Raw genomic sequence first — 22,219 nt, 5'->3', positions numbered from 1 at the left:
GAAGGCGACGTCCGTGCCCGGCTTGATCTGGCAGTAGATGTCGGCGTGGTCGGCGATCCGCTCGCGCCGCGGGTCGACCACGATCAGCTTGGTGCCGCGCCGGCGCGCCTGCTTGAAGAACGAGCTGGCCACCGGGTGGTTGGCGGTCGGGTTGGAGCCGGTGATGATCACGACCTCGGCGTTGGCCACGTCGCCGTAGGTCGTGGACACCGCGCCGGAGCCGACGCCCTCGAACAGCGCCGCGACGGACGACGCGTGGCACAGGCGGGTGCAGTGGTCGACGTTGTTGGTGCCGAACCCGGCGCGGATGAGCTTCTGGAAGAGGTAGGCCTCCTCGTTGGAGCACTTCGCGGAGCCGAACCCGGCGATCGCGCCGGGGCCCTGGGTCGCGTGGATCTCCTTGAGGCGCCGGGTGACCAGGTCGAGGGCCTCTTCCCAGGTGGCCTCGCGGAAGTGCGGCATGACCTCGTCGTAGTCGACGAGCCCACCGGGCTTGCGGCGGCCGTCGCGGCCCAGCTTCTTGTCACCGCGGCCGCCGCCGCTGCGGTTGCCGCCGCCGACGCGGCCGCGATCGTCGTCCCCCCGTACATCCGCGGACAGCGGGCCCTTCGGGTAGGACTCCTCGCGCCGGATCAGCGGCATGGTCAGGCGTTGCGGCGAGGCGGCGTAGTCCCAGCCGTAGCGGCCCTTCACGCACAGCCGGCTCTTCGACCCGGGCTGGTCGCGGCCCTCGGCGAAGGAGATCGCGCCGCGCTCGCGGTCGACGTAGTAGGTGAGCGCGCAGCCGACGCCGCAGTACGGGCAGACGCTGTCGACCGCGTCGAGCCGCTCGCGCGGCTGGATCGGGATGTTGTTGATGGCCTTGTTGGTCAGCGCGCCGGTCGGGCAGGCCTGCACGCACTCACCGCACGTCACGCACGAGCTCTGGCCCATGGGGTCGTTGAGGTCGAACGCGATGAGGGTCGAGTAGCCCTTGCCGGAGCGGCCGATGACGTCGTTGCCCTGGACGTCGTCGCAGGCGCGGACGCAGCGGTCGCACAGGATGCACGCGTCGTGGTTGACCTCGATGACCGGGTTCGACAGGTCGACCCCACGCCCGGACCCGCACGGCAGCTCGGTGGTCTCCTTCGCCACGTCGAACCGGTCGGCCAGCTCCAGCAGCAGGTTGTCGCCGGTCTTGTTCTGCTTCGGGTCGTCGGCGCGGGCCGGCTGGTCGGAGATCAGCAGTTCGGTCAGCGTGGCCCGATTGCGCTGGATCTCCTCGGTGTCGGTCCTGACGGTCATCCCGTCCTCGCACGGTCGCACGCACGCGGCCGCGAGCACCCGGCCACCGGTGTCGACGACGCACATGCGGCACACGCCGACCGGGTCGTAGCGCTCGTTGTGGCACAGCACGGGGATGTCCACGCCGACCTGTCGCGCGGCGTCGTAGATGCTCGTGCCCTCCGGCACCGTCACCGACCGGCCGTCGATCTCCGCGGTCACGGTCCGCACCGACGTCTCCGGTTCCTCGAGAGTCGTCATCGTTGCTCGCTCCCTCTCGACATTGCATACAGCATACTGCTGTCCATGTCGTCCGGTCCTGCGGCCGACGCTAGGCGTCCAGAAGTAGATCCGCCAGATCGGTTTCCGCCACCCGACCGTGCTCGTCCAACCCGCGTGCTTCGTAGTAGCCGGCGACCATCGACCGGAGCCGGTCGGCGGTCAGCGACACCGTGCGTCCCGACCCGAGTTCCAGCGGGGTCTCCAGCATCCTGGTCGGCAGGGTGTCGTCGGCCGCGGTGGCGCCTTCGCGCAGGTTGAACGCCCGCTTGGCCCGCACGATCCGGCGGGCGGTGGCACGCAGCTCGTCCGCGTCGAGGTCCCAGCCGGTGACCAGCGCGAGCAGCCGAGCCCACTCGGTGAACGGGTCCTCGAACACCCCGCGCAGGAACTTGCACAGGATCATCGAGTCCATCACCGCGGCCCGGTCCTCGGTGTTCACCGCGGCCGCCACGTGCGGTGCGCCACCGGCGAAGCGGTCGACGTCGCCGGAGAGGTCCGCCTCGTAGGCGCCGGACCGGTTGTGGTCGGCGCCGCGCGCGTTGACCGCCAGCCCGAGCGCCATGGACTGCAGGCTGCGCGGCTCGTAGCCGGGCATCTCGAGCCCCTTGACCTGCGCCGCGAAGTCGATCGACCCGTGCCCGACCCGTTCGGCCGCGCGGCGGGAGCCCACGGCGAGCAGCTCACCCAACCCCGGTGCCCGGGTCCCGATCTCGTCGAGCGCCCTGAGCAGGGCCGCACCGTCGCCGAACCGCAGCCACGGCGCGTCGATCAGCCCGCGCTCGACGCACTCCATCGCCCACGCGATCGTCCCGCTGGCCGAGATGGTGTCGATGCCCAGCTCGTCGCAGCGGGCGCTGGCCGCGAACACGTCGTCCGGGTCGGACACCCCGCACAACGGGCCGAGCGCGAACACGTTCTCGTACTCCATGCGCTGGCTGCCGCCGCCCTTGCGTGCGTAGATGTGCTCGCAGCCGATCGAGCAGGACGCACAGCTGTTGCGGGCCACCCCGCGCAGCTCGTGCAGCTCCTCGGCCGCCAGTCGGGGCGCCTGCTCGAAGGTCGCGGCGGTGAAGTTGCGGGTCGGGAGCGTGCTGACCGCGTTGAACGCCAGCAGGTTCGCGAGCGTCCCCAGCTCGCGGTACTTGGCGGTGGCCGGCCCGAAGCTGCGCGTGCGCAGGTCCCGCGCCGCGGCCAGCACCCCGGCCTGGTCCGCGACGGCCACCTTCGTCGCCGCCTTCACCAGCACGGCCTTGATGTTCTTCGCACCCAGCACCGCGCCGAGCCCACCGCGCCCGGCGTGGCGGCCGTCGTGGCTGACCGTCGCGAACCGCACGCCCCGCTCCCCCGCCGGCCCGATCGCCGCGGTCCGCCACCCGCGCCCGTACCGGTCCCTGACCCGGGCCTCCGCCTCGGCGGCCGGCAACCCTTCGAGGTCGGGTGCGGCCGCCAGCCGTGGCCCGTCACCGTCGATCAGCAGCACGGACAGCTCGTCGGCCCGCCCCCGGACGACGATCGCGTCGTGCCCCGTGAGCTTGCCCGCGATGGCGAACTGGCTGGACGCGAGCGCGTCGGTGAGCAGCCCGGTCAGCGGCGACTTCGCGACCACGGCGAACTTGGCGCTCGTGGTCAGCGGCGTCCCGACGAGCGAGGAGAACACGAACGCGAGCGGCGCCCGCGGCGCGAGGGGGTCCACCCCCGGCGGAGCGAGCCGGTGCGTGAGCCACGTCCCCAGCCCGACGCCGCCCAGATACGCCCGCAGGACCCGGTCAGCCAGCGTCAGCGTGGTGCCGGTCGCGTGGTCACCGCGCACGTCCACGACCAGCGCCCGCCCGAAGAAACCACCTGGCGCCATGAGTCGACTGTATGCCCTATCCCCCGGCGTCCGCCGACAGAAATGCCACGGTGTCCCCCGCGACCAGCGGCAACCGCCCGTCCCTGGTCACCTGGTCCCCGTTCACAGCAGCGACGACATGCCGGTCGAACGCCAGCCCCACCGCCGCCGCGGCATGCCCGACCGTCGCCGCCCGCACAGCCCGCGGCCGATGCCCACCTCCCTTGGCCAACGCCCCGAACCGCTCCACCGCCACCTCCGGCGGCTCCCGATCCCGCGCGGCCCGGTAGTCCTCAGGCGTGTTCACGTTGACCACCGACTCCAGGCCGGGGTCGAACCTGGCGACCGCCACGTCCGCCAACAGGCCGGCGTCATCCAACTGGGTCACCGCACAGTGCTTGAAGATCATCCCCGGCCGGTCGTTCCCCTGCCGCAGCAGATCCGCGACCAACCCCGCCAACCCGGTCCGGTAGGCAGCGGCCAACGGCTGCCGAAACCCCCGCGCCACAGGCAACACCACATCGACACCCTCGGTGAGCCCACGCAGCACCCGCCGAACAAACGCAGGATGCAGAAACGGCAGATCAGTCGAACAGACGAACGCCGCCCCGGCCCGATCCCCCACCGCCGCCAACCCCACGGCGAGCCCCTGCATCGGCCCAAGCCCCTCCACCGGATCCTCGACAACAGCGATGCCCGCCGGCAGCTCGGGCAACTCCTGCCCAGGCGCCGCGACAACCACCACCGGCCCCTCAACCGACCGCGCCATCACAGCGGCAGCCCGATAGAGCAACGTCGAGCCGTGCCACTCCAGCCCAGCCTTCGCCGCCCCCATACGAGTGGATCTACCACCCGCGAGCACCACACCAGCCGCAATACCCACCCACCCGAGGATAGTCAGCTCAACCCGCACCTCTCGCTCTCACCTTGTCGCCTCGTACGTGCCGCCACCCCTACTGGCTGCACACGGCGGTAACGGCCGTTTGGTGATCCCCGTGCCGGCCGCCGGCCCGCCGGAGCTGGTCGCCCGCGCCGTCGCCATGTGGCGTGGCAACAGCGCCGCCACAGTCAAACCTATCCCGGCCACCACGTTCACTTAAGCCGCATGAGCAGGCGCCCGCTGCGAGCGCTGTCCACCACCCCCTTCTCCACCGAAGGCTGGGGCGTCTACGCCGAGGGCCTCGCCAGCGAACGTGGATACTTCCAGCACGGCTCACTTCACGCTACGGACTGTTTACCCTGGGTTCCCATCCGCGGCACCCCACCTACGAAGTGCCGTTCCAGATCGCGGATCAGCGGTGGTCTGGCGACCTTCGACAGGTCGAGCAAGGGCTTACCGTGCGAGCCAACCTTCCCCGGGTAGTTTCCGTGCGGGCTGACCCAGCCCGTTCCGTTGTTGCACCCGTCGCAGTAGTGGTCATTGGCCTTGGGGCTGCTGGCGGGAGGACTGCTGAAGACTGCAGCCACAGGCATTGACAACTGCTGTCGAGATCACCAGGCACGAGTGGACCGGGCCGCCTCTGTTGTCGTCAAGGATTGTCCAGTCGGTCAGTAGTCCTTGAGGACGATCGCGTTCGCGGCGGCGTTGAGGGGTTTCAGGATCGGGCGTAGGGCCAGGTCCTTCCACGGGAGGACGCTGACGTACCGCATCATGAGGTTCTGCATGCGGAGCTGGCGCTTGCTGCCGGCCACCATCTGGCTGGCGTTGCTCTCGCCCAGCTTCAGGTTCACGTCGACGTACTCCCGCATCTCCTCCCGGTACCGCTCGAACGCCACCCGGTGGTCACCCGCCGCCGCCCTCAGCTCGCCCGCCAGCACGTACGCCCCGACCAGCGCCAGGCTCGTGCCCTGACCCGACAGCGGCGACGGGCTGTGTGCCGCGTCCCCGACCAGCGCGACCCGGCCCGCCGACCAACTGTCCATGTGCACCTGGCTCGACGAGTCGAAGTAGAAGTCCGGCGACCGCGGCATCGCGGACAGCAGGGTCGGCGTCTCCCAGCCGGCGTCGGCGAAGACGTCGGCCACGAGTCGCTGCTGCGCGGCGACGTCGCGGCGGTCCGGGGGAGAATCCGGGCTGCGGAAGATGAACTGGGCCTTGGCCGCCGACTGGGCGGTGCTGTAGATGTTCACGACCCGGCCCGGCGCCGCGTGGATCAGCTCCCAGTGGTCGAGGCCGAGGTGGTTGGGCACGCTGAACACGCACGCGTGCATCCCGAGTGGACGGACGAACCCCTCGCCGAACACCTGGGACCGCACGTTCGAGTGCAGCCCGTCCGCCCCGATCACCAGGTCGAACACCCGCGGCGCGGACCGGGCGAAGGTGACGGCGACGCCGTCGTGGCTCTGCGTGATGCTGGTGATCGAGTCGCCGAACACGTACTCCACGTCGTTCTTCGTCGCGTCGTACATGATGTGTGCCAGGTCGCCGCGCAGGATCTCGTCGTCGCCGGGGGCACGTAGGCCGATGAGGTCGGGGCCGAGCGTCGCGATCGGCTTGCCCACGGCGTTGACCCACTGGCCGCCCCGCATGTTGGTGCTGTACTGCTTCAGGGCCGGGGTCAGCCCCATCCGGTCGATCACCCGCATGGCCACGCCACGCAGGTCGACCTTGTAGCCACCCTCCCGCAGCGCGGGCGTCTGCTCGACGACGGTCGGGGTGAAGCCGTACCGCCGCAGCCAGAACGCGAGCGCGGGCCCGGCGATGCTGGCGCCGGAGATGAGGACCGTCTTGTTGTTCAACTGTGTCATGGCGGTAGCGTCGGGCGACCCGCTCACCGCGGGCTCACCAAGCACTCACCGGCACTCACCGCACCGCGGCCAGGCCCTCCTCAGCGGCCGCCGCCACCGGCTGGTTACCCGTCGCCGCGGCCAGGGCCGCGTGGAAGTGGTCGCGGGCGTGGCCCAGGTCGCCGGCCGCGTGGGCGGTCCAGCCCAGGCCGGTGAGGATGCGAGCGCGGGCCTCCCGCGCACTGATCGACGCCGCCCCGCACTCCGCGAGTGCTTCCTCGTAGTGGCGGCGGGCGACGCCGAGATCGCCGGCCGATCGTGCCAGGTCGCCGAGCCCCCGCCGGGCGTTGGCGTGCTGGACGGACGAGCCGACCGACCGGGCGAACTCCGCGGCGCGCCCGTAGCCGGCCAGCGCCGCGGTCACCTCGCCGGCCTGGGCCAGGATGTCCGCCCGCCGGGTGAGGAGGTCCGCGGTGTCCTCCACCCGCCCGAGCTCCTCGACCAGCACGACGGCCTCGTCCATCATCGCCAGCGCGTCCTGCGGCGAGTCCGCCAACCCGGCCAGCTTGTCCAACGCCGTCGCGACTCCCCACCGGTCACCCACCGACCGGAACCCGGCCAGCGCGGCCGTGAACTCCGCCGCCGAGGGCCGGCCACTCAGCAGCAGCACCAGTCCGGTGCCCATCCGCTCGAACGCCTGCGCCCACGGATCGTCGCCGATCAGCTCACGCTGCCGCGCCGACGACATCTCGACCACACCGCCGGCCATGGACAGCAGGTACACCACGAACGGCCGCCGCAACGGGCCGGCGCACGACGCCAGCGCGGCCACCGCGCGGTCCGGCTCGCCGGCCGCGACCGCGCACAACGCGTACTCCTCGGCCGGCCCCTCGACCGCCGAGAGCAACCGTGCGGCCAGCGGTGCGACCACACTCCGCACCCCCTGCGACCACCAGAACCACGACGACGCCGCCACCAGCCGCAACCCCAGCGCGGGTGCCTCGGAAACGGCCCACCGCAGCGCCGCGAGCAGGTTGCCCTGCTCGGCGGACAGCCGCGCCAGCCACGTCAGCTGCTCGGACCCACGCAGGAAGGAGTCCGCCGTCTCGGCCAGCTCGGTGAAGCACTCGGCGTGCGCCCTCGGCACCCACGACTCCACCCCCTCCGCGCAGAACTCCCGGATCGTCTCCAGCATCCGGTACCGGCCGTCATGCGCCTCCACCAGCGACTTGTCCGCCAGCCCGGCCAGGGTGTCCACCACGTCGGACAGACCGCAGACCCGCTCCGCGTCGGCCAGCGTGGCCCCGCCCGCGAACACCGTCAGCCGCCGCGCCAGCGCCTGCTCCACCGGATCCAGCAGATCCCAGCTCCACTCGACGACCGCCCGCAGCGTCTGGTGCCGGGGCGCCGCCGTCCGCGCACCTCGGGTCAGCAGTCCGAACCGGTCGGCCAGCCGCGCGTCGACCTCGTCCAGCGTCAGCGCCCGGAGCCGGGCCGCCGCCAGCTCGATGGCCAGCGGCAACCCGTCCAGCGCGGCACAGATCCGCCGCACCGCGCCGATCGTCGCCGCGTCCACGGTGAACCCGGGCCGCACCGCGGCGGCCCGGTCGGCGAACAGCCGGATCGCGGGTGACGCCAGTGCCGCGGCGAGCTCCGCGTCGGCTGGCGGGACGGCCAGCTGGCGCACCGCGAACAGGACCTCGCCGGTGATGCCGAGTCCCTCGCGGCTCGTGGCCAGGATCCGCAACAGGGGACACGCGGCCAGCAACCGGTGCGCCAGCCCGGCGGCGCCGGCGATGACGTGCTCGCAGTTGTCCAGGATCACCAGCAGCGGCCGGTCGGTCAGTGCCGCGACGAGCCTCGACTCCGAGGGCGCCCCGCCGTCGGGCAGTCCCAGTGCCGCGGCGAGTGCCGGCGCCACCTGGGTGTCGTCGGTGAGTGGGGACAGGTCGGCGAAGCACACCTCGCCGGGCACCCGCACCTCCACGGCGAGCCGGGTCTTGCCGGTGCCGCCCGGGCCGGTCAGCGTCACCAGCCGAGCCTCGGCCAGCAGGGCGGTCAACCGCGCGAGGTCCGACGAGCGCCCGACGAAGCTGGTCAGCTGGGCGGGCACCCGCCGCGCCGGGGGCGCGGCGGCCGGCTCCGCACGCAGGATCGCCAGGTGCGCCGCGGCCAGCTCCGCCGACGGGTCGACACCCAGCTCGTCGCCTAGCAGCCGCCGGGCCTCCTCGTATACGGCCAGCGCCTCGGCCTGCCGGCCGGCCGCGTACAGGGCTCGCATCAGCAACGCCCTCGCCCGCTCGCGCAAGGGATGCGTGGCCACCAGCTCGGTCAGCGCCGCGGCCACGGCGTGGTGCTCGCCGAGTGCGAGCGTGGCCTCGGCCCGGTCCTCGGTCGCGGTCAGCCGCTGTTCCGCGAGCCGTTCCACCGCCGCACCGGCGAACGGCGTGTCCAGCACATCGGCCAGCGCCGGACCCCGCCAGAGATCCAGTGCCGCACCCAACAGCGCCGCGGCGCGCGCCGCATCGCCTGCGGCAAGCGCTTGCCTACCCTGACGATGGAGAGTCGTGAACCGATGTGCGTCCACATCGTCCGGATCGACGGCGAGCCGGTAGCCCGCCGGTCCGAACTCGACGGTAGGGCCGCCCCGCAGTCCGCGCCGCAGCCGCGACACCTGCGACTGCAACGCGTGCCCGACGTCCGACGCGTCAGGTCCGTAGAGGCCCTCGGTCAGGCGGCCCGTGCTGACCGTGCGGCCCGCGTCGAGCAGCAGCATCGCCAGCAGCGACCGCACCTGCGGCCCGCCGACCGCCACAGGACTGCCGTCGGGCAGTCGTGCCTCCACCGGCCCCAACACCCCGAACCGCATCACGGCGCAAGTATGCCCCGCGCCCCGCGAGTCCCGCGTTCACACACCCCGGGTTGCGGTGGCGCACACCGACCTCTGCGACTCGGTCCAGCGCGAACGCGAGACTCGCGGCGACTCCGGCAGCGGTACATGCACCTCGCGACCGCCCTCCCGCGCCGGTGATCGCGCTGAGAATGCTCCTTCCCGCAGTCACCGTGACCGTGTCAGTCGTCGCTGACGGTGTGCCCTATGGCCTGGCTGATCACGTCGTAAGCCCGATCCAGCATGGTGGCGTAGGGGCCGACAAGCAGGTTGGCGGTGGCCGACTCCACGCCGGGGTGGGGGTGTGTCGGGGCCAGCGCCTCGGCGGCCTTGACCGCCTTCGCCATCGCCTTGAGCCGGGAGTCGCTGTGGGCCGAGCGGAGACACGGGAACTCCTCCTGCTCCTCGTGCTTGGCGTGATCCTCCACCGCGATCCGCAGCTCTTCCAGCCTGGGCAGGAACCCGGCCGCCTCCGTGCCCAGGTTCTCCAGCTCCACAAGGACCTGCTTCGCGGCGAGCTCCTCGGCCAGGGTGGCATCCACCACCAGGTCGCCATCGGCGAGCAACTTGCGGGCGTCCGGGTGCACGATCAGCTCCTCGGCGGTCTCGTGCACCGCGAGCAAGCGGCGCAACCGGTCGAACGCCTCGGCGCGATCAGCCGGCCCGGCATCCCTCACCTCGACGAACAGCCGGCGGATCTCCTCATGCTGGTGCAGCAACAGCGCCACCACATCGTTGTCGGACATGGCCTCAGGCTTGCTCATCCCTACCTCCCAGGGTCACACCTACTTCTGGATTCCCGATCGGCACTGCACTACACGTCGCGACTGCCTGTGCCCGGTCCTTGGACCACGGTCGGCGCCACGGATCCTCGCCAGCGCACAGCCCACCAGAGCGGGCCTGCGCCGAACTGCCCGTCCTCTTCTGCCGACGAGCGCTAGTCGAAGTCGATCATCGTTACGAAAAGGCGAGGTAGCCGACGCAGCCGATGTACGCACGCTCACGTTGGCTGGTCGCGCAGGGTCGGGCTGTGAATCGCGACTCGTCGCATCACGCCGCGACGATGACTCGGATCTGTCCGGTGGGTGTGGGTTTCGCTGAAGTGGGCTCGGTAGGGCGGGTGGTGCTGGACAATGGCGGCATCCGTGAATGGGGAGGTGGGATGGCGGCAACGGTGACGGTGCGGCTGTATCCGTTGGCTGCCGAGCATCTCCTGCCGATGGCGGTGGATGCGGTGGCGTTGTGCGCCGCCATCGTGGTCTGGGGCGCCGTGGGGTTGACCGGCCGGGCCGTTGCGGTCATTCCACTGCTGGTCTTCGCCGTGTTGGTGCATGTGGTGCAGATGTACTGGGTGGCGGTGCGGTTCGACGACACCGCGATCACGATCATCAGGCCGTGGCGCCGTCGGCGGATCGAGTGGAGCCGGGTCGCTGGTCTGATGTACAGCAGCCGGTCCGCCAGCCCCACGACCTACCGGCTGCACCTGGTCTTCAGGGGAGCCGAGCCGCCGTTCGGCCGCTACCTCAGCAACCCGGAGCTCATGCGCTACGCCACGGGACCGGTGGTCATGACCCTGTTCCGGCTGGAGGATGCCGAGCCCGGCTCGTCGTCCCGCGCTGGCCGCTGCGCGAACCAGATCATGACCGAGTTGGCCCGACACGGGTTCCCCCCACCTGCGCCACGCATCCTGCAGTACCGCTCACCCGAGTTCACCGCGGAAGAATGGATGCACGCCTCCGCCGAGGACATGATCCGCCGCCGCGACGAAGAACCCGAACCCTAATCGCACGCTGCCGGTCGCTATCGAGCGGAGTTGAAAACACAGGACGCACGGCCATCCCGCAGATCACGTGCTGCGAACGTCCGCTTCTGCCGACGAGCGCGCGTTGGTAGGGATAGGAGTTCCCGACAACGCCTGTCCCTGCCGGCTGACCAGTGCACTCTACTTGGGTGCCTGGAAGCCGCCAATCTTGTGTTCGAGGAGTTCGGCCAGCCGCAGCGGGGTGCGGTCTTCGAACATCGGGCCGATGAGCTGTACTCCGACCGGCAGCCCCTCGGGGGACCGGCCCGTGGGTATGGCGGTGGCGGGTAGGCCGGGCATGGTGGCCAGGCCGGCCCAGACGAGCTGGTCGAAGTAGGGGTACTCGACGCCGTCGATGTCGATGCGTCGTTCCAACGGGTTGGGGTTGTGATCGTGCGGAAACGCGGGCGTGGGCGTGATGGGGCACACCACGGCGTCGAACACGGTGAACAGAGCCCGCCAACCGTGGCGGTGGAGTTCTCGGCGGTTGTTCGCCTCGATCCAGTCGCGGTGGCTGAACACCATCGCGCGTAGCCGCACGGCGTCAAGGCTCTGGTCGTCCGCGCTCAGTTCGGCGGCGCGGGTCGCCAGCTGCTCGAGCGATTCGATGGGAAAACGCGCGACGGAGCCCGAGATCAGCAACTTCATGTAGAGCGTCGCCGCTTCGGTCAGGTCGGGCAGCAGCGGAGTGTGCTGTTCGACGTGGGCGCCGCCGTCGACGAGCGCGGCGGCCACCCGGTGCACGCCCGCCCGCACCGGGGACCCGGTCGGAATGAGCGGGTGCTCGTCGAGGACCAGGACCCGGAAGTCGCGGAGCCGCTCGTGGCGGGCGGGCGGCAGCGCCAGACGGTGCGCGACGCCGTGTGTCAGCGGGTCCGGTCCGGCCATGACGTCGAGCAGGAGCGTGAGGTCGCGGGCGGTGCGCGCCATCGGACCGACGACGGCGAGGTCGAACTCGGCCGGCAATGCCGGCTCGCACGGCGCGACCATGCCGCGGGTTGCCGCCAGTCCGAGCGTCGGCTTGTGCGCGTAGACGCCGCAGAAATGCGCGGGGGTGCGCAGCGAGCCGGCGAGGTCGGAGCCGATGGACAGCGCGCCGAACCCGGACGCCAGTGCCGCCGCCGACCCGCCGGAGGACCCACCCGGCGTGCGAGCGTGATCCCACGGGTTGGTAGTGGTGCCGTAGATGTCGTTGAAGCTCTGGATATCCTGTAGCCCCAACGGCACATTGGTCTTGCCGAGCACCACCGCGCCCGCGCCCTTGAGTCGCGACACCTGTACCGCGTCCTCGGCCGGCACATAGTTCCGGTGCGGCGGCATGCCCCAGGTCGTGGGCAGCCCGGCGATGTTGTAGGACTCCTTGACCGTCACCGGAACGCCGAGCAGCGGCCGGTCCTCACCACGCGCACGTGCCTGATCGGCACGGTGTGCCGCGGCCCGCGCACGGTCGAAGTCCGGCACGCAGATCGCGTTGATCACCTCGTCATCGCGCTCGATACGGGCGATCGCCTCGTCGGTCAGTTCCACCGACGTCACCGCACGGCCGCGCAACGCGGCAACCAACTCTTCGGCCGTCTGAAAGCTCCATTCCATGAATCCGAAGCTACCGACCGGCCACAGAGGACACGAAATTCCGGTTCGCGCAACAGCCAGACCGAACGGGCCACCTTCACCGACGAAGCCGCGCACTCGTTCAACCATCGAATGCGGCCATCCGCAGGTCACAGCGCCGACAGTGGACCAACCCCACCCGCACAGGCCATGAAATGCCGCTTCGTGCAACAGGATGGATGTCTCAATTCCTGACCGTTGCTGTTCCCGATCCCCATCGGACCTTGCCCAAGTCACCCGTTGTCGACAGGCAATCGTCGTCATAGGTGCCGGCCGTCGGTAGCCCGCCCGTGTCTACGTACATGTCGCTGTAGAACTCGCGTAGCCAGCCCAACTGGCGGACGATGCCGGCCCGACTTGAGCCGGCACTCGCCCTTCCTCCCCCGCTCTGTCAGATACCGTTGGTGTTGGTTGCCCAGACCGCGGTCCAGACGCCGAGGTTGGCTTCGCTCCGAAACAGCATCTGGGTTGCGCCGGAGCCCTCGGTTCCGGTCCACCACTTCGCGATGCCGGTCGACGCCTGGTACATCAGGTCGTGGCCACGAACAACCGCCCAGCCACCGCTCGCCACGGAACTGTGGCAGGGGTGCGCAGGCTCACTCTTCTGCCGACGAGCGGATGTTCGTACACAGGCCCGGGTGACCTTGCCTTCGTGACGCGGTTCAGTCGCGACGTTTGGTGACCGCGGGCAGGCAGTGTCAGCTCTCGGCCTGCGTCTGTCCCGATTGGATGGTCGTGGAGAGGGCGCGTAGATCGTCGAAGGCTTGCAGCAGATGCGCGTCCAGACTCTGTGCGGGGTGGTCGATCCAGGTCTGGACCGCGTGCTGGAAGGCGGCCCAGCCGGTCCGGGCGGCCAGGGCGGCCAACCCGTCACCGACACCGCGCTGCCGCAGCGCCTCTGCCGTGGCGTCGGTGAGCCACGCGTGCTTGGCCAGTTCGCGCTCGCGGAGCGCCGGGGTCACCGCGACGACTTTCCACCGTGGTTCGGAGTACGGGCGGTTGTTCTCCAGATTCCGCGCGGATTTCCGGAAGGCGTAGAGCAGTACGTCGAACGGCTCCAGCCCATCAGGCGCTTCGGCGACCGACTGCATCAGCGCGGCGCGCAGGTCGGCTTCGCCGTCGAAGAGCACCTCGCGCTTGTCCGGGAAGTGCCGGAAGAAGGTGCGCTCGTTGACCCCGGCCCGCGCGGCGATGTCCGCCGCGGTGGTCTGGTCGAACCCCCGTTCCTGATACAGCTCCAAGGCCGCCTGCTGAAGGCGGCGACGCGCTTCTGCTCCGCTGCGTGGCACCAGCCGAGCCTACCGCGTTACGTCAGTGACTGACACCACGTTGTGTCGGTGACTGGCGCAACGCGTAGAGTCAGTCACTGGCACTACTTATCGCCAGCTGCTGGCGCTACCTGGGAGAGTCCTCATGCGTATCTTCGTCACCGGTGGAACCGGGCAGACCGGCCCCACCGTCGTCGCCGAGCTCGTCGCGGCTGGTCACACCGTCACCGGTCTGGCACGCTCGGACGCCGCAGCCGCTCGGCTGGAGTCGCTGGGCGCCATACCCCACCGCGGCAGCCTCGAAGACCTCGACAGCCTGAGCCGCGGCGCCGAAGCCGCCGACGGCGTCCTGCACATGGCACACGGCGGCGACTACGCCGATCCGGATGACCTCATCCGCCGCGACTGCGCCGCGATCGACGCGCTTGGGCAAGCACTGGCCGGGTCCGGCAGGCCGTTCGTCAGCACCTCGGGCACGTTGGTGACGAAGGCCGGCCGGATCAGCATCGAGCAGGACGCGCCGGATCCCGATTCGGTCGCCGCCTTTCGCATCCCGGGCGAGCTGACTTGTCTGGGATACGCCGAGCTGGGGGTCCGGGCCAGCGTCGTGCGACTCGCGCCGACCGTGCACGGCCCAGGCGACTACGGGTTCATTCCAGCGCTCGTCGCGGCCGCGCGCAGGTCAGGCACCTCGGCTTACATCGGTGACGGCGCCAACCGGTGGCCCGCCATCCACCGCGCCGACGCCGCCCGCCTCTTCCGACTGGCGTTGGAGAAGGCGCCCGCCGGCAGCGTGCTGCACGGCGTCGGCGAAAGCGCCGTCACGATCAAGAGCATCGCGGAGCAGATCGCGGAGATGCTCGACATCCCCACCGCCTCGCTGACCCTCGAACAGGCCACCGAGCATCTCGGAAACCCTTTCCTGGCCAGGTTCTTCTCCCTCGACGTGCCCGTCTCCAGCGAGCACACCCAGGCGCTGCTGGGCTGGACGCCGCGGCACGCAACGTTGCTGGAGGACCTCAGAACTGGCGACTACTTCACCCCACAAGCCAGCATCCGCGCCGAGGAGATCTGGCTACACCGTCACGACTCGCACGAGCACAACCAGAACTGACCGCAAAGCCGCGGCCAGCGAAGATCCACTGCCTCGACGCTAGGCACCTACAGTCCTGCAACGTCCTGTCATGCCGCTGATCGGCCACACGTCGAACGCTCGGTCGTGGCCGATGAGCGCGTCTGCTCATCCTCGCGGGCCAGGCCGCCCTGGACCACCACGGGCACCTCGACGGCGCACTGCCGACCAGCACGACCGTCGAGGTGAGCAGGCTGTTCCGCCCCGGCATGCTGCTCGAGGTCGACATCACGGCAGTGGTCGCACCAACGGCCTGAGTAGGCCCGGCACCGCGTCGGCGGCGGAGAGATCGGTCTGGCTCGCGAAAACACGGTTCCGCCGGTCGGCGATGAGCAAGAGCGAATTCACATGGGACATCAAACGGCGAGATTGCCACGTCATATGAGCCTAATATGGGCAAGAATATGTATCCGATATGGTGGGTGTCGCTAAGGTTCGGTTTCAGAGCCACTGGGGCCCTGAATTCGAAACCGAAATGGATTCAACATGGACGCACGCCGGAAATTTCTGGAAAATGTCGAGGCAGAACTGGCCGGCCCGACGGACAGCGGGCGCGACAGGACGCGGATCCGGCGGGTGGGCGGGATCGCCGCGGGGCTTCTCGCTGGGGTTTCGTTCCTGACGCTCACGGCCGGTGCCGCTTCTGCTGCTGTCGCCACACCGTCGGACACACTCGCGGACTCCTGCTTCCAGCCGAACCACGTTCAATACACCCACACCAAGCAATGCCCGAGCATCACGTGGGTTCAGCACATCTACAAGTACACCTACAGTCCCAACGGCGGGCTCAGGTACTGCTACGTCTTCGACTCCGAGGTGCACAGCCCCTGCGGTGACGGCACTTACGAGAGCGAGTCCTGCGGCTGATCTGGTTCGTGGGCGCCCGCCCGGCGGGCGCCCCCGTCCGCGGGAGGTTTTCATGTCATCAGTGGGCATCGCGATTCTCGCGAGAGACGAAGAGCGCTGCATCGCGCGTTGTCTGGACAGCGTGACCGGCCAGGGTTTCGCCGACATCCTGGTCGTCGACACGGGGTCGGTGGATCGAACGGTCGGCATCGTGGCCGGTTACGAGGACGTCCGGCTCGTCCGGATGCCGTGGCCGGGGTCCTTCGCGGCTGTGCGGAACCACGCGATCGAGGAGATCAGGGCAGAATGGGTCGTGTTCGTCGACGCCGACGAATGGCTGCCACCGGACTGCGTGGCACGGTTGTTCCCCCTTCCCGACGGGGACGTCTTCGCGCCTCGGATCCGGGAGGTGGGCCGGGGCACGGTGGCGACCGGTGTTCCGCGTATTCTCCGCACGGACAGCGGAATCCGCTATCGGGGACCGGTGCACGAGTACGTGGTCCACGCCGACGGAACGCCGGTCGACCTCGTCCGGTTGGACATCGAGTTCCGGCACGACGGCTACGAACCGTCCGTCGCGCGAGCCAAGGGCAAGCGGAAGCGGAACCTGGACCTCCTGGACATCGCGATGGCCGAGGAGCCGAACAACCCCCGGTGGCCGTGCTTCCGCATCCGCGACGCCGGCATGGAGATCACCAGCGCCCAGATCATGGAACTCTGTGCCACTGTGCACGCTCTCCTGGACACCGACGCCAGGAGTGGAGACACACAGAACGCTCTGGGTTACTACCGCATCGCGGTCGGCTTCGCGTGCAAGGCTCTGGTCGCCATGGGCGAGTGGGACTACGTGTGCCGGTTGTGCGACGCACTGGACGTCGTGGCGGACGGCGACCCGGACGCGCACTACTTCCGCTCGATGTTCGGGTTTCACACGGGTGCGGTGACGAACCGGGACCTCACGCGCAGCATCAGGATCCGCAACGACGACGCCCTGGTGGCGACCAGCGCACTCGACCCGTCCGGCCGGCACCTGGACGCCCTCATCGGGCTGCAGCTGGAGGTGTGCCGAAGCGCGACCGAGGCCGGCCACTACCGGAAGCTTTGCGCACCGTGGACCGACGGGTTCTTCGAGCGATCGCTACTGCGCGGGCCGTCGACCACCCACAGGGCTACCGGGCCGTCGACGGGCACGACGGTCATCGTGCCGGACCTGTTGGAACGCGGCGATGAGCATCGGGGCGCTGTGGTCGACGAACTCGGGGTGGCGTGGCGCCGCCACTGATCACCGCCCGGCGACTGCGGGCCCCGCGGGGTAGTCGAGGCCGGTGGACAGCAGGTCGAACGCCTGCCTGGTCAGTTCCGGATTCCGGCGCGTGATGGCCGGCGCTCGCCACGCGACGACTGCCGTCTGTACCGCGCAAGTGGTGCGGCAGCCTGAACAGATTGACCGGGTGGAGGCCGAGGTCGCGGAGTTGAAGCGACAGCTGGGGCAGAACAGCCGGAACTCGTCGAAGCCGCCGTTCGTCCGGAGGGTGCACCGACCAGCGGACAAGATCAGTGCAGGACACGGCGTCGGCGTCAGATGTCTTTTCGACGAGGAGCGTGTGGCAGGTCGACGATTCGATGCCGGTGTGGACCGCTTGAAAGGTGGCGGGTTGGGAATGCGGTATCGCCTGGTCGGCCTTACGGGCTGGGGTACTCCGTGTGGATCTCGCCGTCGAACAGCTTCCAGTAGAAGGCGTTCATCTTCGCGGCGGCCGGTGCGTGCCGGGTCAGGATCGCGGCCACGACCGGCGGCACGTCGTCCGGGACGTGACCTATGGCGCACTGGAGTACGTACTGGTTGCGGGCGACTGGGCCGCCGCTGGCCGGCGCCGGTATCCCGCAGACGTCGGTCACCAGCCAGTTGACCAGTCGCATGGCGGCGTAGCCGGCATCGTGGGTGGCGTGGTGTTCGGCGAAGTCGCGCTCGGCTGCCGACAGGTCGAAACGCGGCGATGTCGCCAGCCCGAAGTCGGTGAGACAAATCCGCTGCCCGTCGGTGCGCATGTTGCCGAGGTGTCCGTCCATGTGCAGCAGTTCCCGACCGCGCAGGAACCCCACGATCTGTGCGAACTGCCGCTCGACCGAGGCGGCTTTGCCCACCGGATCCTCACCCAACCATTCCGGCAGCGGGTACGGGATGTACTCGCAGAACAACACGAGGCTCCACGTTGCGTCGCGCAGCGCTTCGAGTCGGACACGCACGGCCGGGCAGCCGCCCAGGGCGGCGACAACCGCGTCGATGTCGGCGTGTTCCGCGGCGATCGGCGAACGGCCAGGCAGCACCCGCCAGTGGTAAAGCACCGGGAACGACTGCGTCTCACCCGCCAGAACGGCGTCGCTGACGACCCTGTTCGCGGCCAACTCCCGCCACGCGTTGAATCCCGGGCTGACGACGCCGTACTGACAGAACACCGGCAGATCGAACAGGTTCGCGGTAGAGCCCGGGTGGGCCAGTTCCCGGTCGGTCAACGGAATCCGCTTGACGAACACCGGCACACCATCAACGTCCACCACCGCTGAACCGCCGCCCACACCCACGCTGTCGGCCCGCCCCGTGTCCGTCAGCGCGGCAAGTTCGCTGTCGCTACAGGAAGCCAGCAAGGCCGAAAGTCGCCGACGATAGTCCTTGCGAGCAGCCGTCATGACACCCACTGTGCCACCGACCCCGCCGCCGACCGGTCGAACGGGCCGCCGTGATCACGACAAGATCCCGCTTCACCCAACGGCGACGCCGTCGCACCGCTCGGGCCGCTGACCGCGCTGCCGCGACGCGTGCACGTGCGTGTGGCAGGTCGACCATTCGATGCTGGTGTGGACCGCCTGAAAGGTGGCGGGTTGGGCATGCGGAGGACTCACGAAGAACGCGGGTTGAGGACTTCGCGCAGGCGTGTGGTGAACGCGGCCGGATGGGTCGAAAGGCTGTGCCCGCCGGGAAACTCCGTGACGTCCGTGTCCAGGAGGGACGCCAGCGCCTGCGCGCAGTCGTAGTTCCAGAGCCTTCGCGATTTTTGGCCCGCGGCAGGTACGACCCGGCTCGTCAGCGTGGCGATGTGGCCCGCGTCCAGTTCCGCGGCGCGGAGTTGCGGCAGGTCGTTGCGGAAGAAGAACTCCAGGTCGGCGAGGCGTTCCGGCCCGGGCGGGGTGGGCATGGGCACGTCCGGCTCGCGGTCGGAGAAGTCGGCTTCGACGAGTTCGCTGAGTTTCGCCAGCGCCGGGAGCGTCCCTTGGTCGCGGAACAGGTCTTCGAGGATGTCGAGGTCACGCGTGGCTCGGTCGCGTCCTTCGGGGGCCAGCAGCCGGAACGTCGCCGGGTCGTGTGCGACGAGGGTGTGCACCTGGTCGGGGTGGGCGGCGGCCAATGTCAGGCCGAGCAGGGCGCCGAAGCTGGAGCCGAACACGTACGCGGGCTCGTCGGTGAGCGCGGCCAGCAGCCGGTGGGCGTCGTCGGCGTGCGTGGCCACGGTTACCGGGGTTGTCGGGTCGTCGAGGGTGCTGTGTGACAGGCCGCGCCGGTCGTAGGTGACGACCGTGTGGTCGGCGGCGAGCCGGTCGGCGAGGTCGGCGCCGCGGGCGGCATTGCCGTCACCGCCCTGGGCGATGAGCAGCAACGGGCCCGAGCCACGGACCTCGTAGTACAGGGACGCTCCCGGCACCGGCAGCGTGCCGGTCTTGGTGTCGTGCATGGTGCCGACCGTAAAGCATCACAATAGATACATCAAGAAAGATGTATCTATTGTGATGTATGTTGGCCGCATGAACGGAGTCGACCTGTTCCTGCTGGGGCGTGCCCTGATGAAGATCGCCGAGGAGGCCATGCCGACCGAAGGGCTGCGCGAGTACTCCACCAGCGTCCGGGCGGTGATGATCGTGGCCACCGACGTCCTCGAGAATCCCGGCAGCGCCATCGGCGAGATCGCCGCGCGCACCACGCTCCCCCAGAGCCAGGTGTCCGCCTGCGTCGCACGGCTGCGCGAAGGCGGCGCCATCGTGACCGAACCCGACCCCAAGGACCGCCGCCGGGTACTCATCCGGCAGGCGCCCGAGGCGTCCGACCGGGTCGCGTTCGTCCGGTCCACCACCATCGACGCCGCGCTCGCGAAAGCACTCGGCACCGACGACCCCGACGAAATCTCGGCCGTCGCCGCCACGCTGGAAGCGCTGGCCCAGCGGCTCAAGGCAAGCTCTTCCCGCAACTCCTGAGGCCGGTCGAACTCGACTCAACACCACCGCTCCTGCCTCAGCGACCCTTGCCGGTCCAGCCCCGGACTCTCGACCTCGTCGGCGGTAGCCCACGGGCACCCACCCGGAGTCGCGGTGCGGCGGCCGTGCGACAGCTGCAGTCAAGGACCAGACCTCGTCACCAACAGGATGTGACACCAGCGGGGCCGCCGCGTCGGGTTTGCCCCTGGTGGGATAGATCGTCTGGATCGTCCTCAACAGCGGGCGGGGAGTGTACCCGGGATGTGCCGGCGAGTGGAGAGTTCCGGAGAAAGCGCTTTCCTAGTAAACTGACACGTGCGGGCAGCGCCTTGTTTGGTATGCAATCGTATGTGGAGGCGAGAATGCCCGTCACGGTTCGTCGAGGCTTTGTCGTGGGGTTGAGCGGTGTGCTCGCCCTCGGTTCGGTGACACCGGCGGCCGCGGCGCCGGCGCGGTACGAGGCGGAACAGGCGACGATCGTCAACGGGGTCGTCGCGAGTAACCACCCCGGGTTCACCGGGACGGGGTTCGTGGACACCACCAACGCGGTCGGGTCGGCGGTGGAGTTCAGCGTCGACGTGGCCGGCACCCAGAACCTGGTGTTCCGGTTCGCCAACGGGACCACGGCGGACCGGCCGGCCACCCTGACCGTCGACGGGGTCGACCGGGGCACGCTGAGTTTCGCGCCCACCGGCGACTGGGCCACCTGGAACACGCGTGCCGCGCCGGCCGAACTCGCCGCGGGCACGAACACGGTGCGGCTGACCGCGACCACGGCCGGCGGCCTGCCCAACCTCGACTCACTGTCCGTCGGGGGCGACCCGCCGCCCGCGGACGTCGTGCCGAGCCTCGCGCCGAACCTGGTCGCGTTCTACGACTTCGAGCATCCGTCACCGGGGGACGCGGCGGTCGAACTGGACCGCGGGCTGTCCGGCACCAGCATCAACCTGATCAACGGCGGCGCGGCGATGCGGGTGGCCGACGGCGCCTATCCGGGCAGTACCACATCGCTGCAGCTGCAACAGGTTCGCCCGACGGTCAAGGGCAACGACGACTGGAAGTCGGGTCGCTACTCGACGTCCGGCGTGCCCAGCCTGAGCGCGTTCAGCCGGGTGCGGGGCATCACGGTCATGGGCTGGTTCAAGATGACCGGCACGAACCCCAGCCCCAACTCGAACACGTCGAGCACCACCGACTTCTACGACGCGGTGGGGCTCGCCGGTCTGCTCAGCGGTGATTCGGACGGCCACGAGGTCCGCGCCCTGATCGAGTTGTTCGAGGTGAACGGGAAGATCCACCTGGTCGCACTCGGCCGCCGACTGGACGACCAGTCGTCGCAGGTGTTCGCCGCGAACGAGGACTGGCACACCCTCCTTCCCCAGAACACCTGGGTGTTCCTGGCCGCGACGCTGAACTACGACACCGGGACCATGGCGCTCTACAGGAACGGCCAACCGATTGCCGGTACCTACAGCGTCGACGGCGACCCGTGGAAGATCCATGGCGGTGGCGGCCCCTTCGCCACCTCCCCGACCAACCCGCGCGGCATCAAGATCGGCGGCAGCTTCCCCCAGAACAACCGGGAGAACAACCCCTGCGACTGCCGGATGGACGCCCTGATGTTCCTCGACCGGGACGCGTCCGCCGGCGAGATAGCGCAGCAGTACGCCCTTGTCACCAGCCAGAGCTGAGCCCCAGAGCCGAACCGAGGAGAAAAGCATGAAACGTACGGTGCTGTCCGGGTTGGCCGCCCTGCTCATGGCCGGCCTGACGACCACCGCCACCGGCGGGCCGGCCGCGGCGGCCGCCGCGGTGTACGAGGCGGAGCAGGCCACCATCTCGGGTGGCGTCGTGGAGAGCAATCACACCGGTTTCACCGGCAGCGGATTCGTCAACAGCGACAACGCGGTCGGCGCCGCGGTCGAGTTCACCGTCGACTCGGCCGCGGCCGGGACCAGGCTCCTGGCGTTCCGGTACGCGAACGGGACGTCGACCAGCCGCCCGGCCACGATCACGGTCAACGGCACGGTGCGGGCCGAGCCGCAGTTCTCCGGCACGGGCGGCTGGACCACCTGGCGCACGCAGACCATCAGCGCGCCGCTGAACTCCGGCGCCAACACCGTGCGGATCGCCGCCACGACCGCGAACGGGCTGGGCAACCTGGACTCGCTCACGGAGGACGAGTTCAGCGGCCCGATCTCCGACCCGATCCCGCAGGACCCGATCCAGTCCGGCCTCGGGCTCGTCCTGACCCAGTTCGGCGCCCAGTTCCCGCAGTCGAACCCGACGCCCACCCCCACCGACTCACGGCTGGTGCGGCGGG

General features: G+C 69.8%; 18 protein-coding genes and 1 pseudogene. 8 read left to right on the top strand and 11 right to left on the bottom strand.

Features of this window, described 5'->3' with window-relative positions:
* The 6 genes from ACJ73U_RS13780 to ACJ73U_RS13755 form a co-directional block, all read right to left on the bottom strand.
* Positions 1-1,524: molybdopterin-dependent oxidoreductase (locus tag ACJ73U_RS13780; RefSeq protein WP_407777988.1), on the bottom strand; the 1,524-nt coding region annotated here is incomplete at its 3' end.
* 70 nt (positions 1,525-1,594) lie between these two features.
* Entirely contained in the window at positions 1,595-3,397 is a 1,803-nt protein-coding gene (locus tag ACJ73U_RS13775; RefSeq protein WP_407777987.1) for an aldehyde ferredoxin oxidoreductase family protein, read from the bottom strand.
* A 16-nt stretch (positions 3,398-3,413) separates the two neighbouring features.
* A complete protein-coding gene (locus tag ACJ73U_RS13770) occupies positions 3,414-4,238 on the bottom strand; it encodes an NTP transferase domain-containing protein (RefSeq protein ID WP_407777991.1) in 825 nt (274 codons plus the stop codon).
* Between the two features lie 686 nt (positions 4,239-4,924).
* On the bottom strand, positions 4,925-6,124 hold the full coding sequence (locus ACJ73U_RS13765) for an FAD-dependent monooxygenase (protein ID WP_407777986.1): 1,200 nt from the start codon (positions 6,122-6,124) through the stop codon (positions 4,925-4,927).
* 55 nt (positions 6,125-6,179) lie between these two features.
* Positions 6,180-8,972 carry an AfsR/SARP family transcriptional regulator gene (locus ACJ73U_RS13760; protein ID WP_407777990.1) on the bottom strand — a complete coding sequence of 931 codons (2,793 nt, stop codon included), beginning with the start codon at positions 8,970-8,972 and terminating at the stop codon, positions 6,180-6,182.
* A 203-nt stretch (positions 8,973-9,175) separates the two neighbouring features.
* Positions 9,176-9,757, bottom strand: a complete 582-nt coding sequence (locus ACJ73U_RS13755; RefSeq protein ID WP_407777985.1) for a hemerythrin domain-containing protein — start codon at positions 9,755-9,757, stop codon at positions 9,176-9,178.
* Between the two features lie 398 nt (positions 9,758-10,155).
* Here ACJ73U_RS13755 and ACJ73U_RS13750 point away from each other — a divergent pair, with 398 nt between their 5' ends.
* Complete coding sequence (locus ACJ73U_RS13750) at positions 10,156-10,776, top strand: hypothetical protein (RefSeq protein ID WP_407777984.1); 621 nt, start codon at positions 10,156-10,158, stop codon at positions 10,774-10,776.
* Positions 10,777-10,935: 159 nt separating this feature from the next.
* Here the strand turns inward: ACJ73U_RS13750 and ACJ73U_RS13745 are convergent, their stop codons facing one another.
* The 3 genes from ACJ73U_RS13745 to ACJ73U_RS13735 all read right to left on the bottom strand — a co-directional run bounded on the left by ACJ73U_RS13745 (position 10,936) and on the right by ACJ73U_RS13735 (position 13,694).
* The gene (locus ACJ73U_RS13745) at positions 10,936-12,387 is read right to left on the bottom strand and encodes an amidase (RefSeq protein ID WP_407777989.1); all 1,452 of its coding nucleotides are present in this window, start codon (positions 12,385-12,387) and stop codon (positions 10,936-10,938) included.
* A 409-nt stretch (positions 12,388-12,796) separates the two neighbouring features.
* Positions 12,797-12,976 carry a hypothetical protein gene (locus ACJ73U_RS13740; RefSeq protein WP_407777983.1) on the bottom strand — a complete coding sequence of 60 codons (180 nt, stop codon included), beginning with the start codon at positions 12,974-12,976 and terminating at the stop codon, positions 12,797-12,799.
* A gap of 127 nt (positions 12,977-13,103) precedes the next feature.
* Positions 13,104-13,694, bottom strand: coding sequence for a TetR family transcriptional regulator (locus tag ACJ73U_RS13735; RefSeq protein ID WP_407777982.1), 591 nt, complete (start codon positions 13,692-13,694; stop codon positions 13,104-13,106).
* A gap of 124 nt (positions 13,695-13,818) precedes the next feature.
* On the opposite strand from ACJ73U_RS13735, the gene ACJ73U_RS13730 reads away from it, so the two are divergent.
* The 4 genes and pseudogenes from ACJ73U_RS13730 to ACJ73U_RS13715 form a co-directional block, all read left to right on the top strand.
* Positions 13,819-14,787, top strand: a complete 969-nt coding sequence (locus ACJ73U_RS13730; protein ID WP_407777981.1) for an SDR family oxidoreductase — start codon at positions 13,819-13,821, stop codon at positions 14,785-14,787.
* Between the two features lie 504 nt (positions 14,788-15,291).
* A complete protein-coding gene (locus tag ACJ73U_RS13725; protein ID WP_407777980.1) occupies positions 15,292-15,672 on the top strand; it encodes a hypothetical protein in 381 nt (126 codons plus the stop codon).
* Positions 15,673-15,724: 52 nt separating this feature from the next.
* The gene (locus ACJ73U_RS13720; RefSeq protein WP_407777979.1) at positions 15,725-16,933 is read left to right on the top strand and encodes a glycosyltransferase; all 1,209 of its coding nucleotides are present in this window, start codon (positions 15,725-15,727) and stop codon (positions 16,931-16,933) included.
* A 94-nt stretch (positions 16,934-17,027) separates the two neighbouring features.
* Positions 17,028-17,189 (top strand): annotated as a pseudogene (locus ACJ73U_RS13715) (DUF6444 domain-containing protein); the annotation flags it as partial.
* A 145-nt stretch (positions 17,190-17,334) separates the two neighbouring features.
* Here the strand turns inward: ACJ73U_RS13715 and ACJ73U_RS13710 are convergent.
* Entirely contained in the window at positions 17,335-18,207 is an 873-nt protein-coding gene (locus tag ACJ73U_RS13710) for a serine/threonine protein phosphatase (RefSeq protein ID WP_407777978.1), read from the bottom strand.
* Between the two features lie 341 nt (positions 18,208-18,548).
* Positions 18,549-19,379: an alpha/beta fold hydrolase gene (locus tag ACJ73U_RS13705; protein ID WP_407777977.1), complete on the bottom strand. Its 831-nt coding sequence runs from the start codon at positions 19,377-19,379 to the stop codon at positions 18,549-18,551.
* On the opposite strand from ACJ73U_RS13705, the gene ACJ73U_RS13700 reads away from it, so the two are divergent.
* From ACJ73U_RS13700 to ACJ73U_RS13690, 3 genes are all read left to right on the top strand, one after another.
* Positions 19,378-19,896, top strand: a complete 519-nt coding sequence (locus tag ACJ73U_RS13700; protein WP_407777976.1) for a MarR family winged helix-turn-helix transcriptional regulator — start codon at positions 19,378-19,380, stop codon at positions 19,894-19,896. The two genes, ACJ73U_RS13705 and ACJ73U_RS13700, sit on opposite strands and share 2 nt — an antisense overlap.
* 362 nt (positions 19,897-20,258) lie before the next feature.
* Positions 20,259-21,587, top strand: a complete 1,329-nt coding sequence (locus ACJ73U_RS13695; protein ID WP_407777975.1) for a carbohydrate-binding protein — start codon at positions 20,259-20,261, stop codon at positions 21,585-21,587.
* 28 nt (positions 21,588-21,615) lie between these two features.
* Positions 21,616-22,219, top strand: a 604-nt coding sequence (locus ACJ73U_RS13690; RefSeq protein ID WP_407777974.1) for a CBM35 domain-containing protein, incomplete at its 3' end; no start/stop codon positions are given.

The sequence above is a fragment of the Actinophytocola sp. genome (genome assembly GCF_045807065.1).
Taxonomy (GTDB): Bacteria; Actinomycetota; Actinomycetes; order Mycobacteriales; family Pseudonocardiaceae; genus Actinophytocola.
The sequence above is the reverse complement of the archived record's forward strand: the minus strand, read 5'-3'. Positions and strand labels throughout refer to the sequence as shown.